This is a genomic window from Burkholderia sp. GbtcB21 (assembly GCF_019091065.1).
Lineage (GTDB): Bacteria > Pseudomonadota > Gammaproteobacteria > Burkholderiales > Burkholderiaceae > Burkholderia > Burkholderia pyrrocinia_C.
On record NZ_JAGXKA010000001.1, the window covers coordinates 332,874 to 357,734 of the forward strand.

Below are 24,861 nucleotides of genomic sequence, written 5' to 3' on the forward strand. Positions count from 1 at the left end.
GGGAGCCGTCATGTCCGATATCGGCCGCGTCAACCTGTTCGGAAAACTGAATCCGTTCCTCTACGAGACGCTCGAGCAGGCGACCGGGTTCTGCCGGCTGCGCGGCAATCCGTACGTCGAACTCGCGCATTGGTTCAAGCAGATGCTGCAGCGGCCCGACGGCGACCTGCAGCGCGTGCTGCGCCGCTTCGACATCGACGCAGCCGTGATCGACCGCGCGCTGGTCGCCGCGCTCGACCGGCTGCCGCGCGGCGCTGGCTCGGTGTCGGACCTGTCCGTGCACATCGACGACGCGGTCGAACGCGCGTGGGTCTATGCGACGCTGAAATACGACGCGACACGGATTCGCGGCGCGGTGCTGCTGCTCGCGATCCTGAAGACACCGCAGTTGCGTAACGTGCTGATTGGTATCACGCGTGAATTCGAGCGCATCGTGCCTGATCTGCTCGCCGACGAACTCGAATCGATCGTCGAAGGCTCGCCCGAGGCACAACCGGCCGCGCAGGCTACGAAGGCTGGCAACGCGTTGCGCGCCGCGCCCGCCGACGACTCGGCGCTCGCACGCTTCGCCGTCGACCTGACCGCCCGCGCGCGGGCCGGCGAGATCGATCCCGTCGTCGGCCGCGACGCCGAGATCCGCCAGATCGTCGACATCCTGCTGCGGCGCCGCCAGAACAACCCGCTGCTGGTCGGAGAGGCCGGCGTCGGCAAAACAGCCGTCGCGGAAGGCTTCGCGCTGCGGATCGCTGCCGGCGACGTGCCGCCGTCGCTGCGCGACGTCGCGCTGTACCTGCTCGACATCGGGTTGCTGCAGGCCGGTGCGAGCGTGAAGGGCGAGTTCGAGAGCCGGCTGCGCGGCGTGATCGACGAAGCGATGTCGTCCGAGCGTCCGGCGATCCTGTTCATCGACGAAGTGCATACGCTCGTCGGCGCGGGCGGGGCGGCCGGCACCGGCGACGCCGCGAACCTGCTGAAACCCGCGCTCGCGCGCGGCCTGCTGCGCACGATCGGCGCGACCACGTGGTCCGAGTACAAGCAATACATCGAGAAGGACCCCGCGCTGACACGGCGCTTCCAGCTCGTGCACGTGCACGAACCGGAAGAAGCGGCCGCGCTGACCATGCTGCGCGGCCTCGCCGCGAAGCTCGAGGCCCATCACCGCGTACTCGTGCTCGACGACGCGCTGCAGGCCGCCGTCACGCTTTCGCACCGGTATATCCCCGCCCGGCAGTTGCCGGACAAGGCGATCAGCCTGCTCGATACGGCCTGCGCGCGCGTCGCCGTCAGCCAGCATGCGGTGCCCGCGCCGATCGAGGACGCGCGCCGCCGCATCGACAGCCTGCGTGTCGAGCAGGAGCGGATCGGGCGCGAATGCGCGCTCGGCACCGGCGACGCCGCGCGGCGCGACGCGATCGAGTCGGACATTGCCGCCGCGCAGGCCGCGCTCGACCAGCTCGACGTGCGTTGGCAAACCGAACGCAATGCATTGGCGGCGATCGTCGAATCACGCACCGCGTTGCTCGACGACGATCCGTCGCGCGAACTCGACGCCGCCACGCGCGCCGATATCCAGGCACACCTCGCGACCGCTCAGCAGGCGCTGGCCGACGTGCAGGGCGACGCGCCGCTCGTGCTGCCCGCCGTCGACACGCACGCAGTGGCGGCCGTGGTCGCCGACTGGACCGGCATTCCGCTCGGCCGGATGGTGCGCGACGAGACGCAGGCCGTGCTGAAGCTCGCCGATACGCTCGGCGAACGCGTAGTCGGCCAGCGGCATGCGGTCGAACTGATCGCGCAGCGCATCCAGACCGCGCGCGCGAAACTCGACGACCCGACCAAGCCGCACGGCGTGTTCCTGCTGTGCGGCCCGTCCGGCGTCGGCAAGACCGAGACCGCGCTCGCGCTGGCCGACACGCTGTACGGCGGCGAGCACAACGCGATCACGATCAACATGAGCGAGTTCCAGGAAGCGCATACCGTATCGACGCTGAAGGGCGCGCCGCCCGGTTATGTCGGCTACGGGCAGGGCGGCGTACTCACCGAGGCCGTGCGCCGCCGGCCATACAGCGTCGTGCTGCTCGACGAGATCGAGAAGGCGCACCGCGACGTGCACGAGATTTTCTTCCAGGTGTTCGACAAGGGCTGGATGGAGGACGGCGAGGGGCGCGACATCGATTTCCGGCACACGGTGATCCTGCTGACGTCGAACGTCGGCGCCGATCGCGTGATGCAGCTCTGCCGCGACCCCGAGCGCCTGCCCGACGTGCAGACGCTCGCCGATGCGCTGCGCGCGCCGCTGCTCGACGTGTTCCCGGCCGCGCTGCTCGGCCGGCTGACCGTCGTGCCGTATTACCCGCTCACCGATGCGACGCTCGCGCGGATCGTTGCGTTGCAGTTGCGGCGGATCGAGAAGCGGATCGACGCGCATCACGGCATCCGGTTGCGCTGCACCGATGCGGCGACCGCGCTGATCGTCGAGCGCTGCCGGACGATCGAATCCGGCGGCCGGATGGTCGACGCGATCCTCACGCACACCGTGATGCCGCGCATCAGCCGCGCGATCCTGCAGGCCACGCTCGAAGGCCGCGCGTTGTCGTCGATCGAGGTCAGCGCGGCCGACGGCGAATTCGCTTACCGGTTCGACGAGGAGGCAACGACGTGAATCGCGTATTCACTCTCGACAGCCCGCACGGCGACGACCTGAAATTCCACACGCTCGACGGCAGCGACGAGCTCGGCCGGCTGTTCGAATTCCGGATCGAGGCGCTGGCGGACAGCCACAGCCTGTCGTTGAAGGACATGCTCGGCAAGCCCGTGACGGTCCGCATCGAACAGCAGGACCAGTCGACGCGCTACCTGAACGGGATCGTTGCGCGCGCATCGCTTGCGGGCAGGCGTGCCGAGCGGCACTACGGCTACGAGCTGGTCGTGCGCCCATGGCTGTGGCTCGCGACGCGCCGGTCCGATTGCCGGATCTTCCAGAACAAGACCGTGCCCGAGATCGTGCAGGAGGTGCTGTCGACGTACGGCTTTCCGATCGAGAACCACCTCGCCGAATCGTATGTGCCGCGCGAGTATTGCGTGCAGTACAACGAAACGGATGCCGCGTTCGTGTCGCGGCTGATGGAGTTCGAGGGCATCTATTACTGGTTCCGGCACGCCGAGGACACGCATACGCTGATGCTGAGCGACGCGATGTCGTCGCATACGGCGCTGCCCGGCTACGAGACGATTCCGTATATCGCGCGCGACCGCACCGCGATCGCCGACGAAGAGCACATCGACGGCTGGCTGCCTGCGCAGGAGGTGAGCGTCGGCAAGCACCAGACCACCGACTACGACTATACGAAGCCGCGCGCCGATCTTTCATCGCAGAAGGTCGATCCGCGCGGCCACGATCACGACAGCTTCGCGTCGTTCGAGTGGCCGGGCGGCTATCGCGACGATGCGCCCGGCGCGCATTACAGCCGCGTGCGGCTCGAGGAACAGCAGGCCGAGCACGAACGCGCGAGTGCCGATACGGATGTGCGCGGCGCCGCGCCGGGTTATCTGTTTACGCTCGCGCATTGCCCGCGTGCCGACCAGAACCGCGAGTACCTGATCGTGCGGTGCCAGTACCGCTTTCAGGAGAACGCTTATGCGAGCGATCAGGGCGCGGAGGCGGTGGTGCATCAGACGATGATGCTCGTGCAGCCGTCGAGTTTGCCGTTCCGGTCGCCGCGTGAGACGTCGCGGCCGCGGACCAACGGGCCGCAGACGGCGACCGTCGTCGGGCCGCCGGGTGAGGAAATCTGGACCGATCAATACGGGCGCGTGAAGCTGCAGTTCCGGTGGGACAGGTATGGACAGAGCAACCAGGATTCGTCGTGCTGGGTGCGAGTGTCGAGCCCGTGGGCCGGCGGTGGGTTTGGGGGCGTGCAGATTCCGCGTGTGGGCGATGAGGTCGTGGTGGATTTTCTGAACGGCGATCCGGATGAGCCGATCGTGACGGGGCGTGTTTATAACGGCGAGAAGATGCCGCCGTGGGGGCTGCCGGGGAGTGCGACGCAGAGCGGGCTGCTGTCGCGGTCGTCGCCGGGCGGGACGACCGAGCATGCGAATGCGTTCCGCTTCGAGGACAAGAAGGGCGCTGAGCAGCTGTGGATGCATGCGGAACGGAATTTCGACGCGGAGACGGAGGCCGATCATTCGCTTTCTGTCGGGAACAACCATACGCATACGGTCGGCAACGACGAAACGATGCAAGTGAAGAACAACCGGCAACGGAGTGTCGGGCAGAACGAAACGGTGAATATCGGGCAGAACCGGGTTGCACAGATTGGGGCGAACGAGACGCATGGGGTTGTCGGGAATCGAACGCGGACGGTCGGACAAAACGAAACCGTGACGATTGCCGCCAATCGCGATGCGACCATCGGCGGCATTCACAACGAGACGGTTGCGAAGGGCAAGACGGAAACGATCGGCGAAGGCAAGACGCTGAACGTCGGACAGCTTTATCAAACGACATCGCAAGACATGAAGACGCTGGTTGCAGCATCGCATACCGAGGAAATCGGTGCGCGCACGTCGACGATTACGAACGCGCATACGCTCACGGTCGGCGGTGAACACACCGTCAGCGTCGGCGCGAACCATACGACGAGCGTGCGGCATCAGGTGCTCGTCAATGCCGGCGACCAGCTTGCGCTCGTCTGCGGGAAGTCGAGCATCGTGATGATGAGCAATGGCACGATCACGATTCAGGGTGTCAACGTCGCATCGACCGGCACGGACACGCACAGCGTGAACGGCAAGACGGTGACGTCGTCGGCGACGGGCGAGCATACGGTCGAAGGCACGATCCTGAAACTGAATCCGTGACGGAGGTTCGCACGAATGCAGAACTGGCAGCCGACCAATCCGGTGGAGTGCAGGTTCATGGACGCGCATACGGACTGGATGAGTTTCGCGAAGGAACGCGACGCACGATTGATGATCTGGCAGACCGACGAGACGGATGCGCAGCTCGTGCGGCTGTATTTCCAGGTTCAGGATGAGACGTCGTGCGCGGTCAGGACGATGCGTGCGTCGTTCGTCAATGAATCGAGCTATGCGAAGGCGCTGACGGACGAGCTCATTGCGTTCTACGACAGCCGGCGTGAGGCGTCCGATGCGCAGGGCGTGCGAGCCGACTGGCAAGCGCCGTACGACGATGGCAAGAATCCTTTGCTGTATCTGTTCACGGTTGCCGACAGCCTGATGCAGCACCATCCGGATGTTTTTCCGTCGATGGTTTTCGTGCTGGAGCCGGCGAAAGTGCGGGATGACGCCGCATGGGTGCAGTGGATGGATGGTTTGCTGACGATCATTGCGGTCGCTCCGCAGCTTGGCGAGCGCGTGCGCTTTGTCGTGCCGCGTATCGATATCGCGCCGTTTGCAGCGCTGATGCAACGGCACCGGGCTTCGGTGCGCGTCGTGCAGGGCAAGTATTCGATGGCGAGCGTGCCGCGCGAATTGCTGGCGGAATCGGGCGAGCGCGGGCCGAGTGGTGAGTTTAGACGGCATTTCGTGATGCTGACCGAGACGATCGAAGGCGGTAACCCGTCGCGGCTCGAAGAATTGCGTGCGGCTGCGCTGAAGGTCGCGGAACGCGAGCAGTGGTTTGATCAGTGTGTCGTCGTGCATTTGATTGCCGGTGCTGCGTATCTGAAGTGGCGCGATCGGGAGCGCGCGATCGATGCGTATCGGAGCGCGGCCAGCAGCGGGATGCGTGCGGTTGAGGCCGGGCATCCGGCGGGGCACAAGCTTGTTGCAAACGGGTTGTTCGGCGAGGCGAGCGTGCATCTGACGCACAAGGATTACGCGCACTCGGCGTATTGCTATGAGCGTGCGGCGGCATCGACCACGGCTGCGAAGGACGGGCTGATGACGGTCGAGGCGTGGCGCATGAGCGCCGTGTGCTGGGAGCGGGCGGGAGAGCGCGAGCATGCGTTGGAGGCCGGGTTCAATGCGCTCGATGCGGGGTTGATGGTCGACGAGCCGATGCGCGCGAACAGCAACCTGCCGCTCGTCGTCGAGTGGATGGTCTCGCAGTTGGGTGCGATGGACCGGCGGCGCAATGCGCTCAGCGAGAAGGTCGCTGGGTTGCGTGGCGGACGCTGAGCGGGGAGGGCGACGTGGGACTGCTGGCGGTCAAGCATCTGGATCCTGTCGTCGGGATCGATGTCCACTCCGTATTGGTCGCGCCGAGCCCGACGCCCGTATTCCTGCCGCATCCGCATGTCGGGTTCATGCTCGATCTGCGGGAATACGTCGAAGCTGCGAAAGGCGTGGTGGGCAGCATCGCGATGGCGATTGTCCAGGAGAAGGTGACCGAGTATCTCGAGGACCATCCGGATGTCGTGAAGAAGCTCGACGATGCGGCAGCGTTCACGTCGGGAAAACTGGCGGATATCCAGGACAACGCGATCGTTGCGGAGGGGCTGAAACTCGAGCAGCAAGCCGCGGCACTACAGAGCAGCATTGGAAGCGTGCTCGGCGCAGGCGTCGGAATGGGAGGCGCCGCCGGCAGGCCGATATTCGTGAACGGCTTGATGCGGGCCACGGTCGGGACGCATTCGTATCACGTTCCGGGGTTGCATTTTCCGCTCGGGGAGTCGTTTGCACCTCCGCCTGCGCCGGATCCCATCCCTTCGGACGACGCGGAGTCGTACATGGGTAGCCGGACGGTACTGGCCAACAACGATCCGATGTCGTTCATGGCACTGCCGGCGCTGAGCTGCTGGTCGATCGGCATGGAGCCGCCCGGTCACAACAGCGCGCATACGGAGCGGACTTATCCGTCGATGCCGAGTTCGGTGATGCTGCCGATTCCGGCAGGGCGTCCGGTGATGGTCGGGGGGCCGCCGGTCATGAATATGGCTGCGGCGGCGAAGGGGTTGTTCAAGGCGTTTCAAGGGTCGAAGTGGGCGAAGGCGCTGGCGGACAAGCTGAATTTGAAATCGGGATTCTTGCGGTGCAAGGTGCTCGATGCGGAACCCGTCGATTCGACCACCGGCGAGGTGATCGTCCATCAGCACGATTTCACGGTGACAGGGCGCCTGCCGCTCGTCTGGGACCGCTACTACGCGAGTCACGATAAGCATTGTGGCGCCGTCGGGATCGGTTGGCGGACACCCGCCGACATCCGGCTCGAACTGACGCGGAACGGAGATTCGGTCGGGGTCGCTGCGTATTTCCCCGATCACGCAACCGCTTTCGATGCGATGCCGGACGCACCGGGATGGGCAGCACACGTCCATGACTGGCAATATGGCCATGCCCTGTATCGACGGGACGCGTGGCTCGTCCTGCGCACACGTACCGGAATCGAACATGTATTCGCGTTGCCCGCCGGATGGCAACGCGCGGTGACGGAGCTTGTGGAAAACGCTGCGCTGGCGCTCCCTCTCAACAGAATGACCGACCGCCACGGGAATGCCTGGGCGTTCGAGTACGGGCCGGAAAGCAGCCTCGTGCGCGTGGTCGAGTGGAAGGGCGAGGAGGCGAGCGGGCGCGTGATCGAATGCGACACGCACGCAGGCCAACTCGCCGCGCTGACGCTGGTCGACAGCGAGGGGCACGGACATCCGATCGTCCGCTACGAACACGACCGCAACCGCGATCTGGTTTCAGCCCTCGACGCCATGGGCCAGGCGCATCGATTCGCGTATGCCGACGATCATCGGATGGTCCGTCACACGAGCCCCCGCGGAATCTCTTTCAGTTATAGCTATCGCCCGTATCGCGACGGAGTGTGGCGAGCCGAGCGGGCGTGGGGCGAGGATGGACTGTTCGATTACCGCTTTGCCTACGATATCGACCATCGCGAAACGCGGATCACCGATTCGATCGGGAACCTAACGATCCTGCAGACGAACGAGCGCGGTCTGCCCGTCGTGCGGATCGATCCACTTGGAGGGGTAACGAGTTACCGATACGACGCGCACGGGCGCACGAACGGCGTCACCGATCCCGCAGCGCGAACATCCACATGGGAGTATGACGCGTACGGCAATTTGCTTGGCCATACGTTTTCGGACGGGAGCGCTGTGCGTGCCGAGTACGACGCGGACCATCGACCGGTGTGCCTGACCGCCCCGGGCGACAGGCAGTGGCGCTATGCATGGGACGAGCACGGCAAGCTGATCGAGCAAACCACACCCGGGCACGCAAGCTCACGATACGACTACAACCGTCATGGGCAACTTGCATCGCATACGGGGCCGCGAGGAGCGGTGACGCACTTCGACTACGATCGTGATGGCAATCTGGCGGAAATCGCCGACGCGCTCGGCCGGCGCACCCGCTACCTCCATGATGCACGGGCCAATATCATCCAGACCGTCAGTGCAATGGGGCAGGTGAGCTGCTACGAATACGATCGAAACGGTAACCTGACGCGGGCAATCGAGCCGGGTGGACAGGAAATCCGTTGTACTTACGATGTCGACGGAAACCTGACGCACTGTCGCGATCCGAATGGCCAGCTCACGCAACTGGAGTATGGCGCGCTGGGCCAGATCAGCAAGCGGGTGGCGCCTGACGGGTGCGTTGTGGAGTATCGGTATGACACCGAGCAGCGGCTGATTGGCGTCGTCAACGAACGCGGCGAACTGTATCGATTCAAACGCGATGCCGTCGGCCGGATCGTCGAGGAAACGGACTACTGGGGGCAGACGCGATGCTACCGGTACGGGATGTCAGGCGAACTGCTCCACAGCGTCGATCCGCTGGGACAGGCCATCGAATACCGGTACGACCGATCCGGCCGCCTCGTTCAGAAACGTGCGACAGCCCCCGGGCATGATGACGGCGTGCGCACGGACAGCTTCGCGTACGGTCCGCACGGCGATCTGGTACTGGCACGGAATCCGGCCGGCCGCGTCGAATTTTGCTATGACGCGGATGGCTGGGTAATCGAGGAACGTCAGAGCGACGATACGCAGGGCGATATCTTCACGATCGCAAGCACTTATGACGCATCCGGCAACCGGATCGAACGCAAAACCCGATTCGCTGCGGGCGGTGAGGTCGTCGAGCATGTCGTGCGCTACGAGTACGACACATTGAACGCGGTCACGTCGATCCGGATCGACGATGCACCACCGGTCGTCCTCGAACGCGATTCGCTCGGCCGGATCCGTACTGAACATCTGGGCACGGACTTGTGGCGCGAACTGTCGCATGAGGCAGGTGGCCAGCTTGCGTCGCAGACACTGCGGACGGCCACCGACGTGCTGTTCGCATGCGAGTACGTGCATGATGCGAATGGCGAGATGGTTGAAAGGCGGACCGCTCACGACAACGTCGAGCAGTTTCATTACGATCCGATGGGGCGTCTGACAACTCACCTCGATCCCGGGGGGCGTCTGCGCCGATTGCTTCGCGATTCAACGGGCGACCTACTGAAGACGCGTGTTTGCGAACGCCGCACGGCGATCGGCAGCAATGCGACGCAGTGGGTCCGCGAAGGCGAATTCGATGGCCACTATCTGGCCTACGACCGCGTGGGCAACCTGATCCGCCGACATGACGCCACACAGGACCTGACGTTGCGTTGGGACGCTGCGGGTCAACTGGAGGAAACGGTGGCGATACGATCGGCGGCGGCCGACATGGCGGGAACGCAGGCGCGTATCCAAGCACGGTACGAATACGATCCGTTCCAGCGACGCGTGCGCAAAACAGTACATGTCGGGCCGGCCGGCAAGGAAGATCCACTGCAGCCGTTCCGTACCAGTCGCTTCTTCTGGGACGGCAATGCGCTCGTGGGCGAGTACACCACAGGAGATGGCAAGCCTGGCGATCCGGCCGGGCAGACACCGGCACGTGCTTTTGCGCGTGAATGGGTCTACTACCCGGAGACGTTTCGGCCGCTGGCAACGGTGCACTGCGACTGGACGGCAGATGTCGCGTCTGCACGGACATCCGGACATGCATTGCCGCACTCCCGGGCGGCCTATCTCTTCCTGAATGATCCCAACGGGGCACCCGTGCGACTGCATGATCTGCAGGGAGGGCGTGTTTGGGAAACGCGCTACGGCCCGACAGGAGGCGCGGAAGCATGCGTCAGCGCCCAGGCAATGACGCAGCCGCTCAGGTTGCAGGGACAGTATTTCGACGAGGAGTCGCGTCTGCAATACAACCGGTATCGCTACTACGATCCCGCTACCGGAAGCTTTGTCAGCCAGGACCCGATTGGTCTCAAAGGAGGGCAAAACCCATACATGTATGCGCCGAACCCGTATTCATGGATCGATCCGCTTGGCACGGACTGCAAGAGCGATTTCAGAAAATGGGCACTGGAAAAGATCTGGACCGAAGCGAACCATCCGCTGCGGTTCCTTCTCGCGCGCGACGCGCAGGGAAACGAACTCAAGGCATTCACGCGGCCACCTTCACGTAAGCATGAGGACCTGATCAACTGGGCGAACGGTCCGACAATCGAAGCCGGTCACGTTACAAGCAAGCATTCCGGAGAGCCGGAACGCCTCGGGCTGCAAGATGCCTGGGAAAATCAAATGGACAACTGGTTCGGCGAAAAGCATGGTGTCATCGTGACTCGCCACGGCATCATCGAAATCGGCGGGGTTCCAGTCCATACGCGCTCGGCCGAGGAATGGGAATTGTACGGACATTTACCCACTGGCACGGTCGCAAATGCGCCGAAGAGCATCGGCTGGGCGCCGCCGTAATCGTGGGGTTGTGCAGCCTCCGTAATGCACGTCGCCACGACTATATTAGTTGACATAACGTGAATTATCGAATTTTTTGCTTGTAGTGGCTAGATTGAAATGTCCGCTTTTGGCTACATAGAAATGTCCGCTTTCGGGCCGCGTAAGCTGACCGGTCGCCGGGTATCCGGCGCCGGAGGCTGCGATGGCTGCAACGGAGCGGATCACGATGACGATGCGCGAGCTGGACCGATTCAAGGTCATTCAGGACGTCGCAGACGGCAAGCTCAAGCCTTGGCGTGCAGCGGAACGGCTGGAATTGACGACGCGGCAGATTCGCCGGCTGGTCGCCCGGCTTCGGGAATACGGCGCGGCGGATTTGGTATCGGGACACCGATCGAAGCCCGGCAATCGTCGGCTGGACCCAGGAGCCGCCGACCGGGCGCTGTCGATCATCCACGATCGCTACGCCGATTTTGGGCCGACGCTGGCCTGCGAGAAGCTCTGGGAATGTCACGGCATTCGGCTGGCCAAGGAGACGGTTAGGAAGCTGATGACGGAGGCAGGTTTATGGGTGCCGCGCCGGCAGCGACCGCCGAAGATTTATCTGCCGCAAGCGCGCCGGGCATGCCTGGGCGAATTGATCCAGATCGACGGCAACGACCATCGGTGGTTCGAGGAGCGGGCGCCAGCCTGCACGCTGCCGGTGTATGTGGACGACGCGACGAGCCGGCTGATGATGCTGCACCTCACGCAGACGGAATCGACCTTCAGCTACTTCGAAGCGACGCGCGCGTACATCGAACGGCACGGCAAACCTGGGGCGCCCGACAGCGACAAGCACAAGCGCGTTTCGCAGCCCGAGCTGCACCACCGCCATTCTCCGTTCATTGCCGCGTGCGGTCCCTGCCGGTTTCCCGGCGCCCATACCCCGCCCTTCACGCTCCGTCACCTCAGCCGACGAACGATCACCGCCGAGACCGCGACGACGGCCGAGATTGCTGCAGATAGCAGCAACACGTATCCGATCAGTCGCCAGAATTCTGCGACGCGCTGCTCCAGTATCCATGCGCGATAAGACGTCACGTTGCTCGCTGCGTCGGCATACGACGCGCGATAAACGAAAAGCGGCATGCACACGTCGTGCTCGGGTATCGGTGAAGTCAGCAATGATCCTGCCCGCAGCTGTCCCACGGACGCGCATTCCGCCGTATTCATTCCGTCAACGATTGCCGTGCTGATCGGGTGGTCGTAAATCGCGCCGATCCACGTAGCGGCACTCGACAGCAGTACGCAAAGACCGATGCCGGCAAGCCAGCGGCGCGGCATCGGAAAGCGGAAAGCGCGCCGGAGCGCGCTACCCACGCTGCTTCTCCTCGAAATACGGCTGACGTGCCGCGACGAGACGCAACTCGTCGAGCAACGCCGCGGCAGCACGCAACAGATCGTCGAGCGTGACGATGCCGACCAGTTGGCCCTCGTCGCCGACGACCGGAAGCCGGCGTATGCCATGCTGCCGCATGCGCTTTGCGAGCAGCCAGACATCTTCGTCGCCGTTTGCGATCGCGACGGGTTCCGACATGATGTCGCCGACGAACAGCGCACCCGCCTCCGCGTCCGGGCTCACCACGGCGAGCACGATGTCGCGGTCGGTCACCATGCCGACCGGCAGAAGGTGCCCTTCCCGTTCACGCACCACGACCAGATCGCCAGCGTGCGCATCGCGCATCCGTTCGGCTGCCTCGACGACCGTGATCGTTGCGAAACACGTGGCGACATCGCGAGTGCAGAGCATCGCAGCATTCATGTCATCTCCTGGTTGTCCCGGGCGACGCAAATCGTCACCGCGGCTCGGACATCCTTGACCGTCGATCAACGTCTGTCCTGCTCCTGACCGATCAAGCGATCGACAGTCGATCGACGACTTCGCGCACGCCCGGCGCCTGCCAGGCGGCATCGAACACAAGCTGCCGTTCGCTCAGCGAATCATGATCGTCGGCTCCTTTTCGCATCCGGTAAAACAACGTTAGGCGCAGTACCGCCGGCAAGAATTGATGCAGGTCAGTGTGAAAGCCCGTGCGAGCGCGCGGTAGATGTCGCGACCGGCGTCGCCCGACGCGCGGCCGTTACGGCCTCGCCGCGGCTTTGATCCGTCCGGCCCGGTTCAATGAGGCGCAGGACGATCCGGCGTCCGTGTGTCGACAGGCTGGCGTGCGCTTCCGCTATCGACGTCGTATCCAGCCGAACGAGACCACGCTCGGCCAGGCAGTAAAGATCGGCAGGGTCGCCCGGTCGGCACCGCGGCTCGCTCGCGAGAACCATCATGATCGCGATTTCATGGGGGCTCAACAGCCTGTCTGCATTCGTATCGGCAGGCCGTTCGCCATGAGGCGCGACAGATCCCGAGCGGGAAATGATCGGGTGATTGGCCGTGTCCTTGAAAGTCGAGGGCATGATGTGATCCGTATTGTGAACGTGAAGACGCAAACGGGACGAAACCGTGTCGACGTCGATCTTGACCGCCACGCACAACGCTCAATGTTCGCGCTTGTCGGCCAATCGTTCTTGATGCAGGTCAGCAATCGATCGAAGGTGATCGGGATGCACCCAAACTCCAGACGAAGCGCCTTCGCACGAACCTGAGTGTCACGTTGATCGCATGGCCCTGCTGGCGAGCAGGTCCGCGTGTCACCGTCGATAAAATCGAAAGTGCGAATGGAGGTGTTGTCTTACGAAAGCGGACAGCATGCGACGGATCCTGGCGCAGCACCTCGGATTGCCGTTCGCACCCTATCCTGACACTCGGCTGAATGCACTCGCCCTACGTCGGCGCGTATCAAACGACGCGCCCGCGCGGCGGATTCAGTACAGCAGAAACGCCGCCCGCGCTTGCGCGAACGCCGCCGTCTGCGTGTCGACGACCCGTTCGATGTCGTCGAGCGGCCGCCCCGCTTCCAGCATGTCGGCGACCTCGCGCGAACCGACCGACGCGCGAATCGCGTCGATACGGAACAGTCCGGGATACCGACGGTGCAAAACGAGTGCAAGTGCGAGCCCTATTTCGCCGGGTTTTGCCGCGCCGGGCAGTCGCGCAATGCGCACACAGTCGCACGGTACACCGCGATAAGGTCCTTCCGCCGGCACGAAGCGAACCGGCGCGAAGGTCGCGCCGAGCCGCATCGCACGAAGATCGTCGGCGAGTGCATGGCCGTCGATCCACGGCGCGCCAACCACGCCGAACGGCATCGCGGTGCCGCGCCCGACGCTGAGCGCCGCACCTTCGACGAGCCCCGTCTCGGGATACAGCGACAGCGCGCCGGTATCGCGCAGGTTCGGCGACGGCGGCACCCAGCCCAGCCCGGTGGCGTCGAAGCGCATCGCGCGCGCGTAGTGCGCCATCGGTACCACGGTGAGCGCGGCGCCGATTCGCAGCCGGTCATTGAACAGGCGCGCGAGTTCGCCGATCGTCATCCCGTGCTGAAGCGGCAGCGGGAAATAGCCGGTGAACGTGCGCGGCCCCGGATCCGCCACCGGGCCGCCGACGACGTCTGCGCCCAGCGGATTCGGACGGTCCAGCACGAGCACCGGACGATGCGCGGCAGCCGCCGCCTCGAGCGCATAACCAAGCGTGGCCAGGTAAGTGAAGAAGCGTACGCCGGCATCCTGCAGGTCGATCACCAGGACGTCGGCATCGGCGAGCAACTCGGGGGCGATCCGGCGGTGGCTGCCGTAGAGGCTGTGAACCGTCACGCCGGTCGCGGCATCGATCGTGTCGCCGAACGTTTCGTCCACGTCGGTGCCGAGCCCGTGCTCGGGCGCGAACAGCGCAACGAGCCGTGCGCCCGGCGCGTGCGCGAGCAGGTCGGCGGTGCGCGTGCCGAACCGGTCGAAGCCGCTGCGATTCGTGATCAGCGCAATGCGCTTGCCGGCCACGGCCGCGAATCCGTCCGCCGCGAGCACGTCGATGCCGGCCAGCACCGGTCCGTGCGATGCCGGCAGCCGGCCGCTACGGGCGACGGCCTCGGCCATCGTCGGTGCGCGCGCGGCGATCTGCGGCAACGTCGAGGGCCCCGCCCCGCTCGATACGATGCCGAGCACCTGCTCGCGCAACGGCGCGGCGGTGCCGGTTTCATCGGGATACAGCCGGCTCGTCAGCACGACCGCGAAGCGACGCGTCACCGGATCGATCCACAGGGCGGTGCCCGTGTAGCCGAGATGCTGCAGCGCGCCGACCGCGGGCAGCCGGTAGCGGTTCGCGACGAGCGGCGCCGCGACTGCCCAGCCGGTCGTGCGCAGGTCGCCTTCGGCATCGAGCGTGGCCGGCGTCTCGAGCGTCGTGATGCTGGCGCGGCTCAGCACGCGTGCCGAGCCGAGTGTGCCGCCGTTCAGCAGCATGCGTGCGAAGCGCGCGAGATCGTCCGCGCTCGCGAACAGGCCCGCGTTGCCCGCCACGCCGCCCATCGCGGCGGCGATCGGGTCGTGCACCCGGCCCCTGATCAGGCGGCCATCCCGGACGACCGTGGGCGCGACGCGCGCCAGCAACGACGCAGGCGGCCGAAACGCCGTGCTCGCCATGCCGAGCGGCGCGAATATGTGCATCGCGCACCACGCGTCGAGCGGCCGTCGCGACACGCGCTCGACGATCTGGCCGAGCACTACGTAGTTGACGTCGCTGTACCGTACGCGCGCGCCGGGCCGCGCATCGGGCGCCATCGCGACGATGTCGGCCAGCACCGCCGCGCGGCTGCGCAGCGCGCGAGACGACGACACGCCGGGCGGCAGCCCGGACGTATGCGCGAGCAACTGCCGAAGCGTGATGTCCGCCTTGCCGCGCGCGGCGAACGCAGGCCAGTAGTGTGCGGCCGGAGTATCGAGATCGAGCTCCCCGCGCTCCGCGAGCTGCATGACGGCGACGGCCGTCGCCACGGGCTTCGTCAGCGACGCGAGATCGAAAACGGTATCGGCCGTCATCGCTTCGACGGCCGTGCCCGTCACACGAAAGCCGCGGGCCACACGTACGCGCACACCGTCCGCATCGCCCGTCACGACGACCGCGCCGGCTAGATGGCGATCGGCAATCTCGGCGGCAATGACTGCGTCGATCGCGGCGGCCGGCGGTAGCGCCGCGGCCGGGTCGACTTCCGCCCGCGCGCAGACGGGCGCCAGCGCGAGCAGCAGCGCGCCGGTCAGCGCGGCAGCGCAGCGGGATCGTAGCGATTGCGCGGATTCCACAGCATCCATCCGTCCGTGCCGGCCGCATCCGCGGCGTCGACCTGCGCGCGAATCTCATCCGCATCGAATTCCCGGTGGTCGAACGCGTAGTCGCGAAACGCCTGCAGCCAGGGCCGAAAGCGCACGCCGGCGAGCCCCGTGCGGTGCATCGCTTCGGTCAGCGAACGTTCGACGATCTCGCCCGGATGATCGGTGGGTTTGCGGCAGCCGGGCAAGCCCCATGTAAAGCCCGACGGGTACAGCATCGGCGAAATGTAGTCGACCACCCCGCCCAATGCGCCAAGCCGTTGCCCGATGTGCGTGTCGTCCTCGTTCCAGCACACGTAGCCGAAGATGTCGGCCGACACATAAACGTTGTACGGCCGCAGCCGCTCGCGCGCCCCCGCCAGGAATCCCGTGATCGCGGCCACGCGGTTCGCTTCCGTATTGGGCTCGCTGAAGCGCAGGTTGTTCGCATCGGGAAAGCGCAGGTAGTCGAACTGGATCTCGTCGAAACCCAGCTTCGCCGCCTCTTCCGCGACGTCGAAGTTGTGTGCCCACGCCGCCTGCACGGTCGGATCGATCCATCGCAAATGCTCGCGATCGCGCCAGATCCCGCCGGCCGCATCGCGCACCGCCCAGTCCGGGCGGGCAGCCGCGAGCGGATCGTCCTTGAACACGACGATGCGGGCGATCAGGTACAACCCGCGCGCATGAAACGTGCGGATCAGGCCCGCCAGGTCGGCGACGCGCGGTGCCGGATCGCTTGCCGCGCCGATCGCTTCGCGTGCCGCGCTGCGATAAGGGGTCATTCCGCGATCGCCCTTCACGTCGATCACGAACGCGTTGACTGCCGTGCGGCCCTGCAGCGCGAGCGCCGCGTCGCGCAGCGTACGGTCCGCGATGCCATAGGCGGACAGGTAGACCGCTTTCGGACGCACGGGTGTCATGCGAATCGTATGCGTGACCCCGGCCGCCGTCAGTTCGACTTCGGTTCGTGCATAGCCCGGCGCACGCACGCTCAAGCGTGTACCGGTCGTCTCGACTTCCAGTGAAAACGCTCCGTCGCCGTCCGCGGTTCGGCTCACGCCGGACGCATAGCCGATCGCACCGGCCAGCGGGTGCCCGTTCGTGGCATCGACGACCGTGATCGCCACCGGTGCCGCCTGCGCGGCGAAACCGGCGAGCAACAGCAGGACGCAGGCGATCAGGCGGTCAATCATGGCTTCCCCCGGCGGTTTGCAGCAATCCGTTCATGCATCGTGCGTCGCATGCATCCGTCATCAGATAACGCGGCAGTGCCATTGCCGGGTCCGTGAGCCGAACGGGACGCGCACCGAGCGTGAAGGCGGCGACATAACCTTCGCGAGCGGCCAGTTGGTCGGTTTCTTCATCGTGGACGCCGAATGGCCAGGCCAGCAGCCGGATCGGCTTGCCGGTTTCGGACTCGAGCCGTTCGCGGGAGCGGCTCAACTGGACGGACACGAAGCGCCGGTAGTCGTCCGCGGTGCGCCGGGCGCGTTCGGTGTGAAAATTCGGATGCCAGTACGTATGGGACTCGATGTCGACTCCGCCGGATCCGCCAAGCGCGCGCAGCTGGTCCCACGTCATCGCGTAGCTGGCGTTGGAGATTGCCGACGGATAGACGAACAGCGTGACCGGTATTGGGTGCCGGGCCAGCAACGGGCGCAGTATCTCGTAGACGGAACGGTGACCGTCGTCGACCGTGATCGCGACCGCCCGCGCCGGCACCGCATCCGTCTGGCCGCCATGCCAGCGCACCACGTCGGCGAGCGGCACGATGCGATAGCCGCTTGCCTCGATCGCATGCAGCTGGTTGCGGAATGTCTCGGTACGCACCGTCATCGAATCCAGGCGCTCCGCTGCAAACCGGTGATAGACGAGAATCAGCACGCGTTGCGGCGCCGGCACGACGGCGTCGGCCGACGCGGCCGGCAGCACGCACGACAGAACGAACAGACAGACGATCAAGCGTAAGACCATGGCGCACCTCGGGGAATCGCTGCCCTATTCTTCCCGATCGCGCCGCGCGCTCGCTGAGCCAGGTCAACAACCGTTCGCACGACGACGATACCGCGCACGTGCCTGGCGGCATCCGCGTCAGGTTGCTTCGGCAACCAGTTCGGCATGAATCCGCTCGACATCGGCGCGTGTGCAAAGCGCCGTGCCGGGATGCTTGACCGAAGCAGCCGATGCCGCCAGCGCGGGCGCAGCGTTGACGGCGGTCAAGCAATGCCGCAAAGGCGCCGGATTGCGCTCGATCAACGACGCGTGCCGGCAGGCCCTTACAGTGAATCATTCGCCGTCGCGGAGCCTCGCCATGGACGAGCAGTCGCTTTGCACCACCGTGTTCGCCGAACGCTATGCGCAGTCCGGCGAAACGTCCCACGCGGCCGTATTCCGGCGCGTCGCCCATGCGCTGTCGCTCGCCGAACCGGCGGAGCTTCGCATGCAGGCCGAGCGCGCGTTCTTTCTGAATCTGATGCGCGGGGCGATCGGCGCCGGCCGCATCCTCGCGAACGCAGGCGCGCAGACGGGCGGAACGATGATCAACTGCTTCGTCCATCCACTCGAGATTCCAGCCGAGATGCCCGTGCAGGCCATCGACGCAGCGCTCGAGCGCGCACTCGACGACGCACGGCACACGCTGCTGATGGGGGGCGGAATCGGCTACGACTTCTCGCCGGTGCCGCCCGCGGACGCTTACCAGCGACGTCTCTCATCCGAACAAGGCGTGTGCGCGGCAATCGACCGCTTCGATGCGATGTGCCGCGCGCTGCCGTTCACCGGTCCGCGCCGGGGCGCGCAAATGGGTGTGCTGCGATGCGATCATCCGGACCTGGTCGCGTTCGTTACGGCCAAGCGCGGACGATCGCGCTGGTCGACGTTCAATCTGTCGGTCGGCATCACGGACGCGTTCATGGAGGCGGTCGCGTACGACCGGCCGTGGGCGCTCGTCCATGATGCGCCGCGCTATTGCGCGTCCGGCGCACCGTCCCGGCAGCCGGACGGGCGTTACCTTTACGCGACGGTTCCGGCCCGTACGCTGTGGCATGAGATCGTCAACGCCGCGCGCGACAGCGCCGAGCCCGGACTGCTGTTCCTCGATACGATCCGCGACGCGAATCCGCTGCGCGAACACGAGCGGATCGACGCGACGAACCCGTGCGGCGAGCAGCCGCTGCCGTCCCATGGCAGCTGTGTGCTGGGGCCGATCGACCTGTCGCGCTTCGTTCACCACCCGTTCGGTGTCGACGGCAAGCCGCGCTTCGACTTCGCGACGCTCGCCGACGCGGTGCGTATCCAGGTACGCATGCTCGACGATGTGCTCGACCTCACCGCGTGGCCGCTCGCCGCGCACGAGCATGAGGCGCACCGGAAGCGGCGCATCGGTGTCGGCGTAACGGGGCTTGGCGATGCGCTGACGATGCTGCGGCTGCGCTATGACAGCGCCGAAGCGCGCGCGTTTGCGCGCGGTATCGCGCTGACGATGCGCGAGCATGCGTTTGCCGCATCGGCCGCGCTTGCCGCCGAGCGCGGCGCGTTTCCGGCCTACGATCCGGCCGCCTATCTGGCCGGCCCCGCAAACCGCATGCTCCTGCCGCTGAAGGTGCATCACGCGATCGCACGGCACGGGCTGCGCAACAGCCATCTGCTGTCGTTCGCGCCGGCCGGCAGCGTGAGTCTCGCGTTTTGCGACAACTGTTCGAACGGGATCGAACCGGCCGTCGGCTGGACGCAGCGTCGAATGGTCCGCACCACGGACGGACGCGTCCGTCCGTTTCGTGTCGAGAATCACGCTTACCGGCTGTTTCGCGAACTGCATGGCGACAATGTCCGGCTGCCCGACTATTTCGTCACCGCGGCGGATATCGCACCGGCCGATCATGTCGCGATGCTCGCTGCGCTGCAGCCCTGCGTCGACGCCGGCATCTCGAAGACCGTGACGATGCCCGGCCAGTGTTCGCTTTCCCAGGTCGACGAACTGTTCTTTCTGGCGTGGCGCGAGCGGCTCAAGGGGATCACGGTGTTCCGGCCCGATCCGAAGCTCGCGTCGGTCGTCACCGATGACGCCGCGCAACAGCGCGACGGCGCCGTCTGTATCAACTGCTGAACGACACGATTGCCGGCCGGAAGCGTTCGGCAGTTCGGCACGAAGCGGGCAACCGTTCAGACGGGAGCGCCCGTTGTCGCCGCCGATTCTGCTTCCGCGGGCCGGCCCGGCTCGTCGGCATCGTCCGGCCCCGCAATGAGCGCCGTCAGCATGTCGTGATCGATCGACTCATGCAGCAACAGGCACTGGGCAATCCGTTCGAGCGCGTCGCGGTGCTCGCCGAGCGTTGCCGCGACCCGCACGTGCGCATCCTCGAGCAGCGCACGCACCTCCTCGTCGATCAGTTGCGCCGTGTGTTCGCTGCAACGGCCGTCGCCCGGCGTCCATGCGCCGGGCACCCGGCCCTGCGACGCAGCGTCGTCGAACGTCGACAGGCCGATCTTGTCGCTCATCCCGTACTGCATGACCATGTGCCGGGCGAGCGCGGTCGCCCGCTCGAGATCGTTCTGCGCGCCGGTCGACACGTCGCCGAACGCGATTTCCTCGGCCACCCGCCCGCCGAGCAATACGTCGAGCCGGTCGAGCAATTCGCTCCTGCGCAGCACGTAGCGATCCTCGGTCGGCACCTGCTGCGTATAGCCGAGTGCCGCGATGCCGCGCGGGATGATCGACACCTTCTTCACCGGATCGCAGTGCGCGCGGCTTTGCGCGACGAGCGCGTGGCCCGACTCGTGGTACGCAATGGTGCGCTTCTCCTGCTCGTTCATCACGCGGCTCTTGCGCTCCATGCCCGTCATCGCGCGATCGATCGCCTCGTCGAAGTCGGCCATCCCGATCGCCGGTTTGCCGAGTTCGGCCGCATGCAGCGCGGCCTCGTTGACGACATTCGCGAGATCGGCACCGACAAATCCCGGCGTGCGCGATGCCAGCTCGGCCAGATCGACTTCGGGGGCAAGCTTCACGCGCTTCGTGTGCACGGCCAGAATCTGCTTGCGTCCGTTCAGGTCCGGTCGGTCGATCGCGATGTGGCGGTCGAAACGTCCGGGGCGCAGCAGCGCGGGATCCAGGATCTCCGGCCGGTTGGTCGCGGCCATGATGATGACGCCGGAATTCGCCTGAAAGCCGTCCATCTCGACGAGCAACTGGTTCAGCGTCTGCTCGCGCTCGTCGTTGCCGGACATCAAGCCGACGCCGCGCGCCTTGCCGAGCGCATCGAGTTCGTCGATGAACACGATGCACGGCGCCTTTTGCTGCGCCTGTTCGAACAGATCGCGCACGCGAGCCGCGCCGACGCCGACGAACATCTCGACGAATGCCGAGCCGCTGATCGAGAAAAACGGCACCGCCGCCTCGCCGGCGACCGCGCGCGCGAGCAGCGTCTTGCCGGTGCCGGGCGCCCCGACGATCAGCACGCCCTTCGGAATCTTGCCGCCGAGCCGCTGATAGCGTTCGGGTTCGCGCAGGAACGCGACGATCTGCTGCAACTCGGCCTTCGCCTCGTCGATGCCCGCAATGTCGCTGAACGTGATGCCGGTTTCCTGCTGCACATAGACGCGTGCCCGGCTTTTTCCCATGCCGCTCAGGTCCCTTACCCCGCCCGGCCTGCGCATCATGAAGTTCCACACCAGTACGAAAGCGATCACCGGAAACGCCCACGTTGCAAGCGTCTCGATCCAGCTCGAATCCGGCATCCCGCGATAGCGGATGCCGGCGGCCGTCAGCGTGGCGACCAGGCGGTCGTCGGCTACCCGGCTCGTCGTGAAGCGCCACGGCGGTCCGGCCTTTTTCACGGCAATCGCGTCGGAGGCCGGCAGCATCGGGCCGGCTTCGGGCATGCGCAGTGCGCCCGAGATCGACGACTGACCGATGTCCAGATCGTCGACGAGACGCGCGTCGACCAGGCGGTGAAAGTCGCTGTACGAAATCGACGTCGCCTCCGGCTGACGCATCAGCAATTGAACCGCAATCAGTACGCCGAAGGCGATCGGGATCAGCAGCGCGGAATAGTCGATTGTTTTCTTCATTGCATTGATCCTGCACGACGGGCGCAGGCCAGGTCATGCATCGTCACGTGTCCATTGCGCGCGCAGCATGTCCTCGCTGTCGCGATAGTTGAGCGCGAGATTGCCGTGATGCGCATGCAGCAATGCTTCGCCCAGGCGCCGCACCATATGCATGCCCGTCGTCCGGATGACGAGCGTATCGCGGGATTTCTCGATTTCCATGATGCGTTCGAGCGCATGTTCGCTCGTCTCCAGATCCGCCTGATGCTCGAGCAGTTCGAGGATCGCCGACCGGTGCGCGCGCACGTAATCGCCATGCAATACCAGTTCGCCCGCCGGTGCGTTTTCCCGCATGCGCTTGCAGGCCGGGCATTCGAGTTGCCGCCGGTCGAGCGGAGTCGCGTACCAGGTCCAGCGGCCCTCGTCGCAGACGGCGCCGCAGCCTTCGCAGATCCTGTCGCCCTTCGGCCGCTTCGGATCGCGATAACTGTCCTTCGTATGCGGCGGCATGCGCTGGTCGCGGCGCAGGTAGTTTCGACCGGGGCCGGAATTTGAACGGTTCATTGCTGTTTCTCCCTGTAGTGGGCAGTACGAGCAAGCCGGTCAGGCAACGGTGAGCCGGTCGACGACTTCGCGAACACCCCTGACCGACCCTGCCGCGCCGCACGCGGCACGCCTTTCCGCCAGCGACGCGACCGTGCCCGTCAATGTGACGATGCCGTCGACCGCATCGATCGAAATCCCCGCGGATTCACGCTGTGCGCGTCGCGCGAGCGCTTCGGCAATCCGCGCGCCGACGTCCGGCACCGTATGGTCGGCACGCACCTGGATGCGGTTCGCCACGCCGACGACGCCGATCATCCGGCTCACCATCGCTTCCGCCGCACGGCTCTGGAACGCGTGATCCACTTCGCCGTCGAGCGTCACGCAGCCGTGATCAACCTCGACGCGAATCTTGTGATCGCGCAACGCGTCCTGCCAGCCGAGCGCGAACGTGATCGCGATCGCCAGCTCCTGATCGGCGCAGGCGTTCTCCGGCGGTGCAACGTTCAGTTCGAGTACCAGCGCACGCGCGTCCGCGACATGCAGCGCCGTTTTCTGCGCCTCGAGTTTCTGGGCCCAGCTGTCGACCGTGCCGCGCAATGTGACGATCCGGTCGCGGACGTCGACGTCGATCTGGCGCGCATCGATCGCCGGATTCCAGAAAAGCGCCTGCTCGACATCCTGCTTGAGTGCTGCATCGGACTTCATCGCGGTCTCCCGTCGGCCCGTGTCGATCGCGAGTCTTGCAATCGGATCCGTGCCGCACCGCATTCAGCATCGCGCATGGCGGCTCGGGCAGCTTGACGAGGATCAATCAACAGCGGGCGGCGGGCGTGCGACGGCTGAATTTGTCCGTTGATATGGATCGGTGCGCCAAACAATCGCGACACCGGATTCCACGAAAGCCGTGGCAACCGGAACGCTTCGCAAATTCCTCTTACGGTATCGGTGTTATCCAAGATGCTGCACGGCATCGCCGCAGGCATTGAGCCAGGTCAACGGGTTCACCGCCGCGCCGCTGTAGGAAACGTCCTACAACCCTTCCGCATCACCTACCTCATCTTCAATGCCGGCTGATTTCCCTGGCGCTGCACGGCATCCATACTTCCCATCAAGAACAACGAACACACGTGCCTCCCGGCGCAAAGGCAGCATCACCGTCGAGACCGGTGCATCGGTCTCCTGGCCCGTCCGGTGGGGTTCTCCCTTCACGAAGGCGGCAGACGCCAAGGCCGCCGGCAATACAGTCAGCGCGATCCTGCCCGACAGCAATTCGCCGCTGCCCCACGAATTGGAGCCGATCATGGAGAGCCATGCCAATGTCTCGACGACCATGCCGTTGCATCCGTTACGCCCGTTCATCCCGCTGCGTCCCGTCGAGCCGGCGGACCAGCCGAAGCGCGCCACGTCCCGCTGCTCGACGTGCACGTTGCGTACCGTCTGCATGCCGCCCGATCTTTCGCCTGACGATTTCGCGCGTCTCGACGCAATGATCTGCACGACGCGTCACGTCAGGCGCGGCGAAACGCTGTTTCGCGCGGGCGATGCGTTCAACAGCATCTATGCGGTGAGAACCGGTTCGTTCAAGACCACCATGATGCATCGCGACGGCGACGAGCAGATCACCGGCTTCCCGATCGTCGGCGAATCGCTCGGGCTCGACGGCGTGCACACCGGGCACCACAACGGCGACGCGATCGCACTCGAGGACAGCACGGTCTGCATCATTCCGTTCGGCCAGCTCGAGCAGATGTGCCGCGAAGTACGGTCGATGCAACATCACGTGTACCAGATGATGAGCGGCGAAATCGTCCGCGAATCCGCGCTGATGCTGCTGCTCGGCACGATGACCGCCGAGCAGCGCGTGGCCGAATTCCTGCTGAACCTTTCCACGCGCTTCAAGGCACGCGGCTACTCGGCCGCGGAATTCGTGTTGCGGATGACGCGCGACGAGATCGGAGAATATCTCGGGATGAAGCTCGAAACGGTCAGCCGCATGCTGTCGAAGTTCCAGCACAAGGGGCTCGTCGCGGCGCACGGCAAGCAGATTCGCATCGTCGATTCGGACGGTCTCGGGAAAGTCTGACCTCGCTGCGGGTGCGTCGCACGCAGGCTCCGGGGGCTCTCGGACCTCTGCACACTGGACATCCGACAGGCTCGCGCATGAGCGTTCCCGTTCAGCCGACGAGCCAGGCTTGGTCGGACCTTGCCCGGATCGCCGACCATGTAAAGCGCTTTCGAGTCAGGTCGATCGGCTGCGTCGTGCGTGCGCCGCCGACGGTCGCACGACGCCACTCGAAGCATGCCGCTACCCGTCGAATGCGGCACATCT

At 65.4% G+C, this 24,861-nt stretch carries 17 protein-coding genes and 1 pseudogene; 7 read left to right on the forward strand and 11 right to left on the reverse strand.

Going from position 1 to position 24,861, the window contains the following annotated elements:
- Positions 1-10 precede the first annotated feature (10 nt).
- From tssH to KVT39_RS01480, 5 genes and pseudogenes are all read left to right on the forward strand, one after another.
- A complete protein-coding gene (tssH, locus tag KVT39_RS01460) occupies positions 11-2,662 on the forward strand; it encodes a type VI secretion system ATPase TssH (RefSeq protein ID WP_217587224.1) in 2,652 nt (883 codons plus the stop codon).
- Positions 2,659-4,863 carry a type VI secretion system tip protein VgrG gene (gene tssI, locus KVT39_RS01465; RefSeq protein ID WP_217587232.1) on the forward strand — a complete coding sequence of 735 codons (2,205 nt, stop codon included), beginning with the start codon at positions 2,659-2,661 and terminating at the stop codon, positions 4,861-4,863. The genes tssH and tssI overlap by 4 nt, the downstream gene beginning before the upstream one ends.
- A gap of 15 nt (positions 4,864-4,878) precedes the next feature.
- Positions 4,879-6,144, forward strand: a complete 1,266-nt coding sequence (locus KVT39_RS01470) for a hypothetical protein (protein ID WP_217587240.1) — start codon at positions 4,879-4,881, stop codon at positions 6,142-6,144.
- Positions 6,145-6,158: 14 nt separating this feature from the next.
- Positions 6,159-10,718 carry an RHS repeat-associated core domain-containing protein gene (locus KVT39_RS01475; protein ID WP_217587242.1) on the forward strand — a complete coding sequence of 1,520 codons (4,560 nt, stop codon included), beginning with the start codon at positions 6,159-6,161 and terminating at the stop codon, positions 10,716-10,718.
- A gap of 184 nt (positions 10,719-10,902) precedes the next feature.
- Positions 10,903-11,538, forward strand: a pseudogene (locus tag KVT39_RS01480) (helix-turn-helix domain-containing protein); the annotation flags it as partial.
- A gap of 516 nt (positions 11,539-12,054) precedes the next feature.
- Here the strand turns inward: KVT39_RS01480 and KVT39_RS01485 are convergent.
- From KVT39_RS01485 to KVT39_RS37825, 7 genes are all read right to left on the reverse strand, one after another.
- Complete coding sequence (locus KVT39_RS01485; RefSeq protein WP_217587928.1) at positions 12,055-12,504, reverse strand: CBS domain-containing protein; 450 nt, start codon at positions 12,502-12,504, stop codon at positions 12,055-12,057.
- Positions 12,505-12,595: 91 nt separating this feature from the next.
- Positions 12,596-12,745 carry a hypothetical protein gene (locus tag KVT39_RS37820; protein ID WP_243712269.1) on the reverse strand — a complete coding sequence of 50 codons (150 nt, stop codon included), beginning with the start codon at positions 12,743-12,745 and terminating at the stop codon, positions 12,596-12,598.
- A 13-nt stretch (positions 12,746-12,758) separates the two neighbouring features.
- Positions 12,759-13,223 (reverse strand): hypothetical protein, encoded by a 465-nt coding sequence (locus KVT39_RS01495; RefSeq protein WP_217587251.1) that lies wholly within the window; start codon positions 13,221-13,223, stop codon positions 12,759-12,761.
- 336 nt (positions 13,224-13,559) lie between these two features.
- Positions 13,560-15,929: an exo-beta-N-acetylmuramidase NamZ domain-containing protein gene (locus tag KVT39_RS01500; protein WP_368858901.1), complete on the reverse strand. Its 2,370-nt coding sequence runs from the start codon at positions 15,927-15,929 to the stop codon at positions 13,560-13,562.
- The gene (locus tag KVT39_RS01505) at positions 15,884-17,131 is read right to left on the reverse strand and encodes a putative glycoside hydrolase (RefSeq protein WP_131946815.1); all 1,248 of its coding nucleotides are present in this window, start codon (positions 17,129-17,131) and stop codon (positions 15,884-15,886) included. The genes KVT39_RS01500 and KVT39_RS01505 overlap by 46 nt, the downstream gene beginning before the upstream one ends.
- Complete coding sequence (locus tag KVT39_RS01510; protein WP_131946816.1) at positions 17,124-17,912, reverse strand: polysaccharide deacetylase family protein; 789 nt, start codon at positions 17,910-17,912, stop codon at positions 17,124-17,126. The genes KVT39_RS01505 and KVT39_RS01510 overlap by 8 nt, the downstream gene beginning before the upstream one ends.
- 117 nt (positions 17,913-18,029) lie before the next feature.
- Positions 18,030-18,194, reverse strand: a complete 165-nt coding sequence (locus KVT39_RS37825; protein ID WP_243712270.1) for a hypothetical protein — start codon at positions 18,192-18,194, stop codon at positions 18,030-18,032.
- 55 nt (positions 18,195-18,249) lie between these two features.
- Here KVT39_RS37825 and KVT39_RS01520 point away from each other — a divergent pair, with 55 nt between their 5' ends.
- Positions 18,250-20,043, forward strand: coding sequence for an adenosylcobalamin-dependent ribonucleoside-diphosphate reductase (locus KVT39_RS01520; RefSeq protein WP_217587267.1), 1,794 nt, complete (start codon positions 18,250-18,252; stop codon positions 20,041-20,043).
- A gap of 56 nt (positions 20,044-20,099) precedes the next feature.
- Here the strand turns inward: KVT39_RS01520 and ftsH are convergent, their stop codons facing one another.
- The 4 genes from ftsH to KVT39_RS01540 form a co-directional block, all read right to left on the reverse strand.
- A complete protein-coding gene (gene ftsH / locus KVT39_RS01525) occupies positions 20,100-22,007 on the reverse strand; it encodes an ATP-dependent zinc metalloprotease FtsH (protein ID WP_217587276.1) in 1,908 nt (635 codons plus the stop codon).
- 33 nt (positions 22,008-22,040) lie between these two features.
- The gene (locus KVT39_RS01530; protein ID WP_034179483.1) at positions 22,041-22,550 is read right to left on the reverse strand and encodes a BCAM0308 family protein; all 510 of its coding nucleotides are present in this window, start codon (positions 22,548-22,550) and stop codon (positions 22,041-22,043) included.
- Positions 22,551-22,589: 39 nt separating this feature from the next.
- Positions 22,590-23,237 carry a BON domain-containing protein gene (locus KVT39_RS01535; RefSeq protein ID WP_034179482.1) on the reverse strand — a complete coding sequence of 216 codons (648 nt, stop codon included), beginning with the start codon at positions 23,235-23,237 and terminating at the stop codon, positions 22,590-22,592.
- A gap of 324 nt (positions 23,238-23,561) precedes the next feature.
- Complete coding sequence (locus tag KVT39_RS01540; RefSeq protein WP_235212454.1) at positions 23,562-23,975, reverse strand: hypothetical protein; 414 nt, start codon at positions 23,973-23,975, stop codon at positions 23,562-23,564.
- Between KVT39_RS01540 and fnr the strand changes: the two genes are divergently transcribed.
- The gene (fnr, locus tag KVT39_RS01545) at positions 23,863-24,615 is read left to right on the forward strand and encodes a fumarate/nitrate reduction transcriptional regulator Fnr (protein ID WP_254640331.1); all 753 of its coding nucleotides are present in this window, start codon (positions 23,863-23,865) and stop codon (positions 24,613-24,615) included. The genes KVT39_RS01540 and fnr overlap by 113 nt on opposite strands.
- Positions 24,616-24,861: the final 246 nt, after the last annotated feature.

What these genes read in the sequence shown, in the direction of transcription:
- tssH (WP_217587224.1), top strand. Translation starts at nt 11, where the DNA reads ATGTCCGATATCGGCCGCGTCAACCTGTTCGGAAAACTGAATCCGTTC.
- KVT39_RS01520 (WP_217587267.1), top strand. Translation starts at nt 18,250, where the DNA reads ATGGACGAGCAGTCGCTTTGCACCACCGTGTTCGCCGAACGCTATGCG.
- KVT39_RS01535 (WP_034179482.1), bottom strand. Translation starts at nt 23,237, where the DNA reads ATGAAGTCCGATGCAGCACTCAAGCAGGATGTCGAGCAGGCGCTTTTC.
- fnr (WP_254640331.1), top strand. Translation starts at nt 23,863, where the DNA reads ATGCCGTTGCATCCGTTACGCCCGTTCATCCCGCTGCGTCCCGTCGAG.
- KVT39_RS01510 (WP_131946816.1), bottom strand. Translation starts at nt 17,912, where the DNA reads ATGGTCTTACGCTTGATCGTCTGTCTGTTCGTTCTGTCGTGCGTGCTG.
- KVT39_RS01530 (WP_034179483.1), bottom strand. Translation starts at nt 22,550, where the DNA reads ATGAACCGTTCAAATTCCGGCCCCGGTCGAAACTACCTGCGCCGCGAC.
- KVT39_RS01540 (WP_235212454.1), bottom strand. Translation starts at nt 23,975, where the DNA reads ATGCAGACGGTACGCAACGTGCACGTCGAGCAGCGGGACGTGGCGCGC.
- ftsH (WP_217587276.1), bottom strand. Translation starts at nt 22,007, where the DNA reads ATGAAGAAAACAATCGACTATTCCGCGCTGCTGATCCCGATCGCCTTC.
- KVT39_RS01485 (WP_217587928.1), bottom strand. Translation starts at nt 12,504, where the DNA reads ATGAATGCTGCGATGCTCTGCACTCGCGATGTCGCCACGTGTTTCGCA.
- KVT39_RS01470 (WP_217587240.1), top strand. Translation starts at nt 4,879, where the DNA reads ATGCAGAACTGGCAGCCGACCAATCCGGTGGAGTGCAGGTTCATGGAC.
- KVT39_RS01505 (WP_131946815.1), bottom strand. Translation starts at nt 17,131, where the DNA reads ATGATTGACCGCCTGATCGCCTGCGTCCTGCTGTTGCTCGCCGGTTTC.